Source organism: Nocardiopsis sp. iso_25 (genome assembly GCF_056173305.1).
This window is the reverse complement of the sequence record NZ_CM149667.1, coordinates 976,110-988,536: the sequence shown is the minus strand read 5'-3', so window position 1 is coordinate 988,536 and position 12,427 is coordinate 976,110. Positions and strand designations below refer to the sequence as shown.

Below are 12,427 nucleotides of genomic sequence, written 5' to 3'. Positions count from 1 at the left end.
GCTCCCTCATGCCCCCGCGCTGTTCCCGCCGTTGTCGCTCTTCGCCCCGGCCTGGTCGTCGGCCGGCGCCGTGCTGTCCGCCGCGGCGGGCGTGCCGCCGTCCACGGAGGGCCGCTCCCCGCTCCCGGCGGCCGCGGCCCGCGCCCTCCTGGGGTCGTAGGGGACCGCGGGCGGCTCCTCGCCGCGGATCCGCGCCTGGAGGGCGGTGATGTCGGCCATGATCGCCTCGGTGGCCTCCCGCAGGACCGTTCCGGTCAGCGGCTGGTCCCGGAACCGGGACAGGTCCACGGGCGGTCCGGCCAGGAACTCCACGCGCTTGCGCGGGAACAGCCTGACCTTCTTGGTGCCGTAGGGCATGATGTGCTGTTCACCCCAGTGCGCCACCGGGACCACGGGCACGCCCGTGGTGAGGGCCAGGCGCGCCACGCCGGTCTTGGCGGCCATCGGCCACAGGTCCGGGTCCCGGGTGCAGGTGCCCTCGGGGTAGAAGATCACCGAGGCCTCGTCCCGGGTGAGCGCCAGCTCGGCCTCGTGGAGCGCCTTGACGGCGTCGGTGCTGCCGCGCTTGACCGGGATCTGGCCGGTGCTCCTGGCCACCGCGCTCACCACGGGGATGCGCATGACGCCCTCCTTCATGGTGAAGGTCGGCCAGCGCCGGGCACCGATGTAGAGGAAGTGGGCGACCGTGAGCGGGTCCGCCAGGGACAGGTGGTTGAGGGCGATGATCGCGCCGCCCCTGTCCGGGACGTGCTCGGTGCCCTTCCAGTCCGGCTTGGTCACGAACCACAGGACGAACCGGACGATCCGGGAGACGACCGCTTTCACCCACCGGGATTCTCGTTGCTTGGCCACGGGACTCCTCACTCCATCACTCCGGGCCCGTCGAGGCCGCACAGCACAACCGATTCAGTGTAGGGCGTGTTCGGCGGACGCGGCCCGTCGCGGGCGGCGCAGCCGACGCCTCCTCCCCGAACGCCTACCCTCGTCACTGTCGTGCCGTACCGACGTTCCGGAGGGACCGTGACCGGCTGTGGAGAACAGGGCGGGGCGCCGTGCCCCGGAGCGCGCTGGTCCCTGGTCGTCCCGGTGAAGCGGCTCGGCCGAGCCAAGACGCGGCTGGCCCCGGCCGCGAAGGGGCGCCGCGAGGACCTGGCGCTGGCCATCGCCTGCGACACGGTGGCCGCGGCGCGGGCCTGCCCCGGGGTGGCGGCGGTGTTCGTGGTGACCGAGGACGCGCGCGCGGGCGCCGAACTGGCCCGGTCGGGCGCGGTGGTGGTGGGCGGCGAGCCCGGCACGGGGCTGAACCCGGCGCTGGAGCACGGGGCCGCGGTCGCGCGGCGGCGCCTGCCCGGGCTCGGGGTGTGCGCCCTGTCCGCCGACCTGCCCGCGCTGCGCCCCGGGGAGTTGGAGCGGGTCCTGGCCGCGGCGGCCCGGCACGGCCGCTCCTTCCTGCCGGACACTCCCGGCGTGGGCACGACGCTGTTCACCGCCGCGCCCGGGCACCCGTTCACCCCGGCCTTCGAGGGGCCCTCGCGGGCCCGCCACCTGGCCGGGGGCGCCAGGGAGCTGGTGGTGCCGGACGTGGCGTCGGTGCGGCGCGACGTGGACACGTTCGAGGACCTGCGCGCCGCGGTGGCGCTGGGCGTGGGCCCCAGGACGCGCGGGCTGTGGGAGCTCGTGGGCGGCGGCCTGTGCCCGCAGAGCGCGCCCTGAGCCCTCCTGAGGCCCCGGTGCGGCCTTCCCGCCCCTCGTGCGCTGGCAGGGGCCCGTGCGCCGCGCGTGCGCCCCATGAGCCCCACAAGGCCCTCAAGCACCCTCCTGGTGCCCCTCCTGAGCCACATGAGCCCCATGAGATCTCGGCGCACCCTCCTGGTTCCCCCGCGTCCCATGAGCCTCACGAGCCCGCGAACGCGTTCCGCCCGGGCCCCCTCGAAGGGGACCCGGGCGGACGGACCCGTCGCCGTGCGGTGGCGGGTTACTTCTTGTCGCCGTTGACCAGAGCCTTGAAGTCAGCGCCAGCGCGGAACTTCGGCACGAAGCTCGCGGGGACGTTGATGGTGGCGCCGGTGGCGGGGTTGCGGGCCGTGCGGGCCGCGCGCTCGGACTTCTCGAAAACGCCGAAGCCGGTGATGGCGACCTTGTCGCCCGACGCCACGGTGGCCTGAATGGTGTCAAGCACAGCGTTGACCGCTTCGGTCGCGGTCTTCTTGTCTCCGAGCCGATCGGAGATCGCGTCGATCAGGTCACGCTTGTTCATAAGGTTCCTCCGGTTCCCCCTTGCTCGCACGAAATTAGGGGAAGCAGAGGCCCTTACACAAATACAAACGCCTACGGGCAGGGCGTGTCGGGGCCATCCCCACCTGCGCGGCAGCTTCCGGGGGGCTCCGGTCCAGACCGGAGCCGTCCCCGACTCCAGTCCCTTTTGACCCCTTCTGCGAGCCTCAAATGCCTACGTATAACCGGATTCCGGGCACGAGCCACGCTGAGCTTAAGGACGGAAGACCCGTAAGCAAGCGCTCACAGCGTGTAAAGGTAAAATATTTCTGGACCGGGGGTGTCCTGCGTCACACAGGCCGCGGATCCCCGGCCCAGAAGCCGATCAGTGTCTAGAGGGTCACCGGCAGCCAGGGCTTGCGGGTGCCCTCGAACTCCCCGATCCCGTCCGTGTGGCGCAGGGTCAGCGCGATGTCGTCCAGGCCCTCCAGGAGCCGCCAGCGGGTGTAGTCGTCCAGCTCGAAGGACTCCCGCACGTCCGCAGCCGGAACCCGCACCTCGCGCTCGACCAGGTCCACGGTCACCTCGGTGGCGGGGTCGGCCTCGACGGCCGCCCAGACGCGGTCGATGACCTGCTGGGCCAGCAGGACCGTCAGCAGGCCGCCCTTGAGCGAGTTGCCGCGGAAGATGTCGGCGAAGCGCGAGGACAGCACCGTCTTGAAGCCGTAGTCCTGGAGCGCCCACACGGCGTGCTCGCGCGAGGAGCCCGTGCCGAAGTCCGGACCGGCCACCAGCACGGACGCGCCCCGGTACTCGGGGCGGTTGAGGACGAAGTCGGGGTCGGACTTGCGCCACTCGGCGAACAGGCCGTCCTCGAAGCCGGTCCGGCTGACCCGCTTGAGGTAGACGGCCGGGATGATCTGGTCGGTGTCGACGTTGCTCGCGCGCAGCGGCACGGCCCGACCGGTGTGGACGTCGAACTTCTCCATGAGAGGTCTCTCCTAACGGGGCGCGCTAGAGGGCGGCCAGGTCGGCGGGCGAGGACAGGGTGCCGCGCACCGCGGTGGCGGCGGCGACCTGCGGCGACACCAGGTGGGTGCGTCCGCCGCGGCCCTGGCGGCCCTCGAAGTTGCGGTTGGAGGTGGAGGCGCTGCGCTCGCCGGGCTTGAGCTGGTCGGGGTTCATGCCCAGGCACATCGAGCAGCCCGCCTCGCGCCACTCGGCGCCGGCCTCCTCGAAGACCCTGCCCAGGCCCTCCTCGTTGGCCTGCTCCTTGACCCGCATGGAGCCGGGGACGACGAGCATGCGCACGCCCTCGGCCACCCTGCGGCCGCGGATGATCTCGGCGGCGGAGCGCAGGTCCTCGATGCGGCCGTTGGTGCACGAGCCCAGGAAGACGGTGTCCACCCTCACCTCGCGCATCGGCGTTCCGGCCGCGAGGTCCATGTAGGCCAGGGCCTTCTCGGCGGCGGCGCGGGCGGAGGGGTCCCCGAACGAGGCGGGGTCCGGCACGGAGGCGTCCAGCGGCACGCCCTGGCCGGGGTTGGTGCCCCAGGTGACGAACGGGCTGAGCTCGTCGGCGTCCAGCACGACCTCGGCGTCGAAGACCGCGCCCTCGTCGGTGCGCAGGCTCTTCCAGTGCTCGACCGCGGCGTCGAAGTCCTCGTCCCGCGGCGCGTGCGCCCGGCCGCGGATGTAGTCGAACGTGGTCTGGTCCGGGGCGATCATCCCGGCGCGGGCGCCCGCCTCGATGGACATGTTGCACACGGTCATGCGGGCTTCCATGGACAGGGCCTCGATGGCCTCGCCCCGGTACTCGATGACGTAGCCCTGGCCGCCGCCGGTGCCGATCTTGGCGATGACCGCGAGGATGACGTCCTTGGCGGACACCCCCGGACGCAGCGTGCCGTTCACGGTGACGGCCATCGTCTTGAAGGGGGCCATCGGCAGGGTCTGGGTGGCCAGGACGTGCTCGACCTGGCTGGTGCCGATGCCGAACGCCAGGGCGCCGAACGCGCCGTGGGTGCTGGTGTGGCTGTCGCCGCAGACGATGGTCATGCCCGGCTGGGTCAGGCCCAACTGGGGGCCGACCACGTGCACCACGCCCTGCTCGATGTCGCCCATCGGGTGCAGCCGCACGCCGAAGTCGGAGCAGTTCTTGCGCAGCGTCTCGACCTGCTTGCGGGAGACCGGGTCGGCGATGGGGGCCAGCAGGTCCTGGGTGGGGACGTTGTGGTCCTCGGTGGCGATGGTCAGGTCCGGGCGGCGCACGGACCGGCCCGCCAGGCGCAGACCCTCGAAGGCCTGCGGGCTGGTCACCTCGTGGACGAGGTGGAGGTCGATGTAGAGCAGGTCCGGCTCGCCGTCGGCACGCCGGACGACGTGCTCCTCCCAGACCTTCTCGGCCATCGTGCGTGCCATGGGCGATCGCCTCTCTCGTAATCGTCTCGGGCGCGTCTCGTGTGGAGCCCTGCGCGGACTGCGGCCTGACTTGCATTCCATATTTCGAGACGGCAATATCAAGCCATGGACAACTCTAGCTCATCCAGCGGCGTCGGTGTCCTGGACAAGACCATGTCCGTCCTCGACGCCCTGGAGTCGGGACCGGCGTCCCTGGCCCAGTTGGTACAGATCACCGGTCTGGCCCGGCCGACGGCCCACCGGCTGGCGGTGGCGCTGGAGCGCCACCGCATGGTCACCCGCGACAGCCAGGGGCGCTTCGTGCTGGGCCCGCGCCTGGGTGAGCTGTCGATAGCGACCGGCGAGGACCGGCTGCTGGCCGTGGCCTCCCCCGTCCTGGTGCAGCTGCGCGACCTGACCGGGGAGAGCGCGCAGCTCTACCGCCGCCAGGGCGACCTGCGGGTGTGCGTGGCCGCCTCCGAGCGCAGCAGCGGACTGCGCGACACGGTCCCGGTCGGCAGCGAGTTGCCCATGAACGCCGGCTCGGCCGCCCAGGTGCTGCTGGCCTGGGAGGACTCCGACCGGATCCGCCGTTCCCTGCTGGGGGCGCGGTTCACGGCGGCCAGCCTGGCCCAGGTGCGCCGCCGCCGCTGGGCCCAGAGCGTGGCCGAGCGCGAACAGGGCGTGGCGTCGGTGTCCGCGCCGGTGTCGGGCCCCGGCGGGCGCGTGATCGCCGCAGTGTCGGTGTCGGGCCCGATAGAGCGTCTGACCCGCTCCCCCGGCCGCATCCACTCCCAGGCGGTCCTGTCGGCGGCGGAGAAGATCAGCGAGTCCCTGCACAGCTACGAGGGCGCGCACTAGCCGGGCGGCACCGCCTGCCGGGCCGTCCGGGAGGACGGTCCGCCGGCGGCACCGGGGTGGAGCGCCCGGTGACGGTCCTCCGCCCGGAAACGGGGGCGGGCGCGGGACCCCTCCGCTGCGGCCCGCCGCCGGGGACCGGTCCCGTGCTCAGGCGCCGACGAGGTCCATCGGCGACCGCGCGGTGATGGGCGCGGTCTTGGTGGACGCGCCCTCCGACGCCACGGTGAACTCGCTCTCGGGCGACAGGGCGATCATCCCCAGCCAGTCGCGCACGGTCATCCCGGGCACCAGCTCGGTCGCGTCACCGCGCTCGCCCTCCCCGTCGACCATGACCAGGGCGTGGATGCGGTTGGTCACCGTGGCGAGCACGACCGGGTGCTCGAACGCCTCCAGCCTGCGGAAGACGTCCACCGCCTCGTCCCGGGGCGAGCAGACCAGCACCGTGTAGCGGCCGCGGGCGTCGCGCACCCGCGGGTTCTTCACCAGGTAGTGGATGAACTCGCGCGTGGTGCGGGCGTGCGCGGCCAGCAGCTTGGCCACCCGGCGCGCGTCGGGGCTGTTGGCGTGGCGGACCAGGGCGAGCTCGACCTTGCGCGAGGTCTGGAGCAGCCAGTCGATCTCGGACATCTCGGTCCGCGTGGGCCGCAGCTGACCGTCGTCCAGGCCGATCCCGCGCAGCCACGCGTTGACCTCGGACCATAGCCACACCAGGGAGCGGCCCACGGCCGCCTCGGGCGCGGGGAAGGGGACGCCGTCGTGGCGCTGCCCGCGGACCCACTGGTCGACGTTCTGCCTGCTCCGGCCGGTGATCTCGGCGATGTCGGAGATCCCGACCAGCTCCCGGTCGAGGCGGGCGATCCGCACGCCGGGCACGGTCACGTGGACGCGCTCCACCAGCGACCTGGCCGCCGCGACCGCGTCCGGGCCGAGCGCGGCCACGGACAGGCGGAGCGATCCGTGCCAGGAGGAGACGAGGGCGTCGAAGCTCTCACTGAGGGCCTGGACGGTGTCGTGGTCGTCCAGGTCGAACCCGTCCACGACGAAGACGAACTCGTACTCGGCCATCGGCCTCGCCTTCCTCCGGAGCGTCCTCCGGTGTGCGCCGGGCTACCGGCCGCGGTCAACGGCCGCGGCTCCCCGAACCCGCCGGGCGCCGCCCATCCGTTGGCAAACGTCAACAGGAGGATACCCGGAACGGCCGGACCCCACCACGGCCGGGGTTCTCCCGGACAGCCCGCGACCGGACGGACGGGCCTCACTCGCGGGGTCCGCCCGCGCCCCGCCGGGGGTCGTCCGGGGGCATCGGGCAGCGCCGCGCCTCCTGCCGGATGCGGCGCGCGGCCCGACCGGAGTTGCGCGGCGTCCCGGGGACCTGGATGCGGGTGCAGCCGCAGTCGCAGTACAGACGCCCCCAGTGTCCCTCCTGCCTCAGCACCCACCCCTGTTCGCACAGGTCCTTGAGGACCTCGCGCAGCTCCTTGTCCTGGTGGTCGCCCGGACCGAGCTCACGGCCGGTCACGGTGCGCCCGGGGGCGCCGGTCCGGTCCGGACGGCTGGGGGGAGAGGGTGGCTCTTCATACGCTCCGACAGGGGTTGGGGCCGGGGAACCGCGCCCGCCCAGTATCCCAGGGGCGCCGCGGCGCCGCGGACCCGCCTTCCGCGGCCCGGGACGGGCTCGCGCGGCTCCGGAGGGCTCGCGGGCCGGAGAACACGAAAGGCCCCATCCTGGTGGATGGAGCCTCACCTGCTGGTACCCCCGAGCGGATTCGAACCGCCGTTACCGCCTTGAGAGGGCGGCGTCCTAGGCCACTAGACGACGGGGGCCGGACTGGTCCGGGCGGACCTCTACTACGATACCCGCCCCAACCGGACACCGATGGCGTGCATCGGTCAGAAAGAAAGCCCCCACGTGGTGAGAGCTTCTCCCTCTGTGTACCCCCGAGCGGATTCGAACCGCCGTTACCGCCTTGAGAGGGCGGCGTCCTAGGCCACTAGACGACGGGGGCGCGCTTTCGGGTCTGCGACCCGCGCGATCAGCGACTCAACGCTGAACTGCGCTGGGGTACCAGGACTCGAACCTAGACTAACTGAACCAGAATCAGTCGTGCTGCCGATTACACCATACCCCAGTGCTCTGGGAGGACCCGGTCCGCTTCCGCTTTCCCGTCCCCCTCGGCGACGTGGACAACTCTAGCGGACATTCGGAGTGGTCGCGAACCGGAATCGGGGCGGCCGGGCTGTGGCCCCGACCACCCCCGTCCGCCTCAGGACCCGGCGGGGTCCTGCTGCGCTTCCAGCTTCGCCAGGGCCGCGGACAGCCGCTCCTGGACGCGCTCGCGGCCGAGCAGTTCCAGCGACTCGAACAGCGGCAGGCCGACGGTGCGGCCGGTGACCGCGACGCGCACGGGGGCCTGCGCCTTGCCCAGCTTCAGGCCCAGCGAGGCGCCGACCTCCTCGGTGGCGGCCTTGAGGTCCTCGGCGGCCCACGGCAGCTCCGGGTCGGCGAAGCGGGCCAGGGCGGCCTGGAGCATCTCCCGCCCCACGCCCGGCTTCATGGCCTTGGCCCAGCTCTTCTCGTCCTCCACGGGCTCGCGCAGGAAGAGGAAGTCCACGTTCGGCACGATCTCGCTGAGCACCGCCACGCGGCTCTGCGCGAGCGGGGCGACGGCGGCGAAGACCGCCGGGTCGTAGTCGGCCGGGTCCCACGGGGCCGCGTCGCCGGTCAGCCACGGCTGACAGCGCTCGGCGAACTCCTCGGCGGAGAGTTCGCGGATGTACTCGCCGTTGAAGGCGCGCAGCTTCTTCTCGTCGAAGAAGGCGCTGGAGCTGTTGACGTCCTCCACCCGGAACAGCGGCTGCATCTGCGACCAGGGCATGATCTCGCGGTCGTCGCCCGGCGCCCAGCCCAGCAGCATGAGGTAGTTGACCATCGCCTCCGGCAGGTAGCCCTCCTCCTGGTAGGACTCCAGGGCGACCTTGTCGCGGCGCTTGGAGAGCTTCTTGCGCTGCTCGTTGACGATGACCGGAAGGTGCGCCCACACCGGCGGGGTCAGCCCCAGCGCCTCCCACAGGAGCTGCTGCTTGGGGGTGTTGGACAGGTGCTCCTCGCCGCGGACGACGTGGGTGATGCGCATCTCGACGTCGTCGACGACGTTGGCCAGCACGAACAGCGGCGAGCCGTCGGCGCGGGCGATCACGAAGTCCTCGATGGCGGAGTGCTCGAACTCCACCCGGCCGCGGATCCGGTCGTCCACGACGGTGGGGCCGCCCTCGGGCACGCGGAAGCGCAGGGCCCGGCCCGGGCCGGGCGCCAGGTTCCGGTCGCGGCAGAAGCCGTCGTAGCCCAGGTTGGGGTTGTCGCGCCGCTCCTGCACCTCCTCGCGGGTGCAGTCGCAGTAGTAGGCGCGGCCGTTCTTGTACAGCTCCTGCGCGGTCTCGCGGTGCTTGTCCGCGTACTCCGACTGGAAGTAGGGGCCCTCGAAGTGCGGGTCGTCCTCGCCGATGCCGAGCCAGGCCAGCGCGCGGATGATGCCCTCGGTCCACTCCGGGCGGTTGCGGGCGGCGTCGGTGTCCTCGACGCGCAGCACCATGCGGCCCTCGGGCCGCTGCTGTGCCAGCGCCCAGTTGAACAGCGCGGAGCGCGCGCCGCCGACGTGGAACATGCCCGTGGGGGACGGGGCGAAGCGGGTACGAATCGAAGTCTCAGTCACGCGCCCAGGGTATCCGCGCCGGACGGGGGCCCGGGGAAACCCGCTGGTCCCCGCCGCGCGCACGGGGCCGCTTCCCCGACCGGGGCCGGGCCGCGGCCGGGGCGGGACTGTGGGCGGCGCCCCCGCCTCACTCCCCCGCGGAGGCGGTGGGCAGCGGGCGCGGGTAGGGGCGGCCGATCCCGTAGCCCTCCGCGAGGGCGTCGGCGAAGGCCGCGGCGATCTTGACCTCCCCGCGCGCGTTGGGGTGGGTGCCGTCGTAGGTGTCGGCGGCCGCGTCCCAGTCCTCGCCGCCCGCCACGTCCAGGCTGATCACCGGCGAGCGCTCCGTGGACATGTCGGCGGCGACCTCGCGGATCAGGACGTTGTAGGCGTACACGCGCAGGGCGAAGCCCTCGTCGGACTCGGCCAGGGCGATGGGCGGGGTCTCGGCGAGCACGACGCGCAGGTGCGGGTTGGCCTCGCGCGCCGCCTCGACGTAGCCGCGCAGCCGGTACTCCATCTCCTCCATCGTGACCGGCCACAGCAGGTCGTTCACGCCGAGCATGACGCACAGCACGTCTGGGCGGTGGACGCGGACGTCCTCCCGGATGGAGGAGGAGGCGTCGCGCAGGGTGCGGCCCCACAGGGCGTTGTGGTCCTGGTCGAAGTCGGGGTCCCGGTACTCGGCGGTGTCCGGGTCGCCGTCCGCGCCGGGCCAGACGGTGCCGTCCCCGGGGAGCTGCTCGCCGGGGGCGGAGGGGACCGCCCCGGGGACCGGCCCGCCGTCGCCGTCCTCCTGGTAGTCCTCGGCCGGGTCGCCGTCCGGACTCGGCGTCGCCTCGTCCTCGGTGGTGGGGACCGGCAGGATCATGTCGCGGCTCGCGGGGTCGCTGTAGGGGCCGACGAAGTCCAGCTCCTCCACGTGCGGGGAGAGGTGGTTCCACAGGTGGTAGCGCCAGGTCCGGTCGCCGTTGGCGCCCTGGGTCATCGAGTCTCCCGCCAGCATGATGCGGTGCGGTTCGCTCACGGGTCCCCCTGTCGGTGTGCCGGTGCCGCCCCCGCCGCCGTCGGTGCGCGCGACCGCCCAGTAGGCGATCCCCGCGGCCAGGAGCACGAGGGCGAGCGCGCCGGCGAGGACGGGGGCACCGGTGCGGCGGCGTCGGGGGACGGTCAACGGACTGCCTTCCACTCGTGCGCGGGTCGGCGGCGCGGACGCCGCCGACCCCTTGGGCCGCGCGGGACCGGCGCGCGGAGCCGGGTCATCAGTCGCGGGCCACCACGCGGTTGGTGATGGTGCCCAGCCGCTCCACCGTGACCGAGACCTCCTGGCCGACCTCGACCGGACCCACCCCGGCGGGGGTTCCGGTGAGGACCACGTCACCGGGGAGCAGCGTCATGAAGGAGGTGACGTAGGCGATGATGTCCGGGATGTCGTGGATGAACTGCGACGTGCGCCCGTCCTGGCGGGTCCGGCCGTCCACGGTGGTGGTGACGGCCAGGTCCTGCGCCTCCTCGACGCTCATCCCGGTGGTGATCCAGGGACCGATGGGGCAGAAGGAGTCGAAGCCCTTGGCCCGCGTCCACTGCTTGTCCTTCTTCTGGAGGTCGCGGGCGGTGACGTCGTTGGCGACGGTGTAGCCGAAGATGACGTCCTTGGCGCGCTCGCGCGGCACCTCGCGGCAGGGGCGGGAGATGACGATGGCCAGTTCGCCCTCGTAGTCCACCCGCTCGGAGACGGCGGGGCGGAAGATCGGGTCGCGGGGCCCGGTCACGGCGGTGGAGGGCTTGAGGAAGACGACGGGCTCGTCGGTGGACTCCCCCGTGACGTCCTTCATCTCCGCGACGTGGTCCGCGTAGTTCTTGCCGATGCAGACCACCTTGGTCGGCAGCACCGGTGACAGCAGCCGGACGTCGGAGAGCTTGGCCCGCTCGCCGGTCAGCTGGATGTCGCCGATGAGGGGGTGGCCGCTCAGCCGGGCGACGAACTCCTCCCCGGTTTCGGAATCCTTCTCTACCAGGCCGAATCCGACCTCGTCACCGGACGCGAACCGCGCGATGCGCACCTGATGCCTCCCAGCAGCCCTGTTGTCTCGCTTGCGGTTGAAGGGTATCGGCGCGGCGGGCGGACGGGAGCGGACGGGACCCGTCCGAGGGGAGTCGAAGGACACATCCGGACCGCGCCGCGGACGGCACAGAAGCACACGGAAGCCGCGAAGGACCGCAGGCCGCTCACGCCTCTCGTACCTGCTCTTCCCGGACACTGCCTTGGCCTTTCCTTGGGCCGGACTCTGGCATGCTGGGTCCGTCGTCCGCCGTCGAGAGGCTGGTTCCCGTGCCCACGTCCGCTTCGCCCGGGGGTCGCCCCCGCGCCCGGCACCGCAAGCGCCGCCGGTACCCGATGGGTCTGGCGCTGGGTCTGTGCCTGGTCTCCGGTGCCTCCACCGTGCTCATGGTGAGCGTGCCCGGATACGGGCCCGACCTCGGCGACCCCGCCGAGACCTCCGCGTCCGGACCGGTCGGCGACGGGGTTCCCGAGGAGGGCGGCGACCGGAGCACGTCCGCGGAGGGCCGGGACTCGGCGGGCGGGGCCGCCGCGCCCGAAACGGAGCCCTCCGCCGATCCCGCCGAGCGGACCGAGGAGGAGCAGACCCCGCTGCTGCTCCGCTCCGTGGAGGAGGAGGTCGAGAGCGCCGAAGGCGAGTTCTCCGTGCTGGAGGGCGGGAGCGACGTCATGGGCGACGGCCCGGTGACCACCTTCGCCGTGGAGGTCGAGAAGGGGCTGCCCGGGGACTCCGAGGACTTCGCGGCCGCCGTGGAGGAGATCCTGGGCGACCCGCGCAGCTGGGGCGACGACGGCGAGCGCGCGATGCAGCGGGTGGACGGCGACGACGCCGACGTCCGCGTGCTCCTGGCCGCCCCGGACACCGTGGACCGGCTGTGCGCCCCGCTGAACACCGACGGGTACGTGTCCTGCGCGAACGGGAACCGGGCGATCATCAACCAGAACCGCTGGGTGTCGGGCGTCCCCCACTTCGAGGACGACCTGGAGACCTACCGGATCTACCTGATCAACCACGAGGTGGGCCACACCCTGGGCCACGGCCACGTGGACTGCCCCGGCGAGGGGGAGCCCGCCCCGGTGATGCAGCAGCAGACCCTGGGCCTGCAGGGGTGCGAGCCCAACGGCTGGGTCCACCCCGACAACGGCTCCGAGGACTGAGGGGCCCGTCCGGAGGCCGTCCGTGCTTTTTCGGGCCGACCGC

The 12,427-nt window shown here is 72.7% G+C and carries 12 protein-coding genes and 3 tRNA genes; 3 read left to right on the top strand and 12 right to left on the bottom strand.

Annotated elements, in window-relative coordinates; genetic code table 11:
* Window positions 1-6: 6 nt before the first annotated feature.
* A complete protein-coding gene (locus AC0VX6_RS04525) occupies window positions 7-852 on the bottom strand; it encodes a lysophospholipid acyltransferase family protein (protein WP_274976326.1) in 846 nt (281 codons plus the stop codon).
* A gap of 168 nt (window positions 853-1,020) precedes the next feature.
* On the opposite strand from AC0VX6_RS04525, the gene cofC reads away from it, so the two are divergent.
* Entirely contained in the window at window positions 1,021-1,713 is a 693-nt protein-coding gene (gene cofC, locus AC0VX6_RS04520) for a 2-phospho-L-lactate guanylyltransferase (RefSeq protein ID WP_475467438.1), read from the top strand.
* Between the two features lie 262 nt (window positions 1,714-1,975).
* Here the strand turns inward: cofC and AC0VX6_RS04515 are convergent, their stop codons facing one another.
* The 3 genes from AC0VX6_RS04515 to leuC form a co-directional block, all read right to left on the bottom strand.
* A complete protein-coding gene (locus tag AC0VX6_RS04515) occupies window positions 1,976-2,257 on the bottom strand; it encodes an HU family DNA-binding protein (RefSeq protein WP_013151244.1) in 282 nt (93 codons plus the stop codon).
* Between the two features lie 349 nt (window positions 2,258-2,606).
* Complete coding sequence (leuD, locus tag AC0VX6_RS04510; RefSeq protein WP_475467437.1) at window positions 2,607-3,203, bottom strand: 3-isopropylmalate dehydratase small subunit; 597 nt, start codon at window positions 3,201-3,203, stop codon at window positions 2,607-2,609.
* Between the two features lie 25 nt (window positions 3,204-3,228).
* Window positions 3,229-4,635 carry a 3-isopropylmalate dehydratase large subunit gene (gene leuC, locus AC0VX6_RS04505; RefSeq protein WP_475467436.1) on the bottom strand — a complete coding sequence of 469 codons (1,407 nt, stop codon included), beginning with the start codon at window positions 4,633-4,635 and terminating at the stop codon, window positions 3,229-3,231.
* Window positions 4,636-4,788: 153 nt separating this feature from the next.
* Here leuC and AC0VX6_RS04500 point away from each other — a divergent pair, with 153 nt between their 5' ends.
* Window positions 4,789-5,475: an IclR family transcriptional regulator gene (locus tag AC0VX6_RS04500; RefSeq protein ID WP_019608647.1), complete on the top strand. Its 687-nt coding sequence runs from the start codon at window positions 4,789-4,791 to the stop codon at window positions 5,473-5,475.
* A gap of 147 nt (window positions 5,476-5,622) precedes the next feature.
* Here AC0VX6_RS04500 and AC0VX6_RS04495 read toward each other — a convergent pair whose 3' ends face one another.
* From AC0VX6_RS04495 to AC0VX6_RS04460, 8 genes are all read right to left on the bottom strand, one after another.
* Window positions 5,623-6,540 carry a helix-turn-helix transcriptional regulator gene (locus AC0VX6_RS04495; RefSeq protein ID WP_475467435.1) on the bottom strand — a complete coding sequence of 306 codons (918 nt, stop codon included), beginning with the start codon at window positions 6,538-6,540 and terminating at the stop codon, window positions 5,623-5,625.
* Window positions 6,541-6,730: 190 nt separating this feature from the next.
* On the bottom strand, window positions 6,731-6,994 hold the full coding sequence (locus AC0VX6_RS04490; protein WP_212641426.1) for a hypothetical protein: 264 nt from the start codon (window positions 6,992-6,994) through the stop codon (window positions 6,731-6,733).
* Between the two features lie 229 nt (window positions 6,995-7,223).
* A tRNA-Glu gene (locus AC0VX6_RS04485) sits at window positions 7,224-7,299 on the bottom strand.
* A gap of 109 nt (window positions 7,300-7,408) precedes the next feature.
* Window positions 7,409-7,481, bottom strand: a tRNA-Glu gene (locus AC0VX6_RS04480).
* A 51-nt stretch (window positions 7,482-7,532) separates the two neighbouring features.
* Window positions 7,533-7,604: transfer RNA gene (locus AC0VX6_RS04475), tRNA-Gln, on the bottom strand.
* A gap of 135 nt (window positions 7,605-7,739) precedes the next feature.
* Window positions 7,740-9,185, bottom strand: coding sequence for a glutamate--tRNA ligase (gltX, locus tag AC0VX6_RS04470; RefSeq protein WP_475467434.1), 1,446 nt, complete (start codon window positions 9,183-9,185; stop codon window positions 7,740-7,742).
* Window positions 9,186-9,312: 127 nt separating this feature from the next.
* Complete coding sequence (locus tag AC0VX6_RS04465) at window positions 9,313-10,338, bottom strand: GDSL-type esterase/lipase family protein (RefSeq protein ID WP_475467433.1); 1,026 nt, start codon at window positions 10,336-10,338, stop codon at window positions 9,313-9,315.
* Between the two features lie 88 nt (window positions 10,339-10,426).
* The gene (locus AC0VX6_RS04460; protein ID WP_274976318.1) at window positions 10,427-11,227 is read right to left on the bottom strand and encodes a fumarylacetoacetate hydrolase family protein; all 801 of its coding nucleotides are present in this window, start codon (window positions 11,225-11,227) and stop codon (window positions 10,427-10,429) included.
* A 335-nt stretch (window positions 11,228-11,562) separates the two neighbouring features.
* On the opposite strand from AC0VX6_RS04460, the gene AC0VX6_RS04455 reads away from it, so the two are divergent.
* A complete protein-coding gene (locus AC0VX6_RS04455) occupies window positions 11,563-12,384 on the top strand; it encodes a DUF3152 domain-containing protein (protein WP_274978050.1) in 822 nt (273 codons plus the stop codon).
* Window positions 12,385-12,427 lie beyond the last annotated feature (43 nt).

Coding starts and splice junctions, on each gene's coding strand:
- AC0VX6_RS04515 (WP_013151244.1), bottom strand. CDS start 2,257: ATGAACAAGCGTGACCTGATCGACGCGATCTCCGATCGGCTCGGAGAC.
- leuD (WP_475467437.1), bottom strand. CDS start 3,203: ATGGAGAAGTTCGACGTCCACACCGGTCGGGCCGTGCCGCTGCGCGCG.
- leuC (WP_475467436.1), bottom strand. CDS start 4,635: ATGGCACGCACGATGGCCGAGAAGGTCTGGGAGGAGCACGTCGTCCGG.
- AC0VX6_RS04500 (WP_019608647.1), top strand. CDS start 4,789: ATGTCCGTCCTCGACGCCCTGGAGTCGGGACCGGCGTCCCTGGCCCAG.
- AC0VX6_RS04495 (WP_475467435.1), bottom strand. CDS start 6,540: ATGGCCGAGTACGAGTTCGTCTTCGTCGTGGACGGGTTCGACCTGGAC.
- AC0VX6_RS04455 (WP_274978050.1), top strand. CDS start 11,563: ATGGGTCTGGCGCTGGGTCTGTGCCTGGTCTCCGGTGCCTCCACCGTG.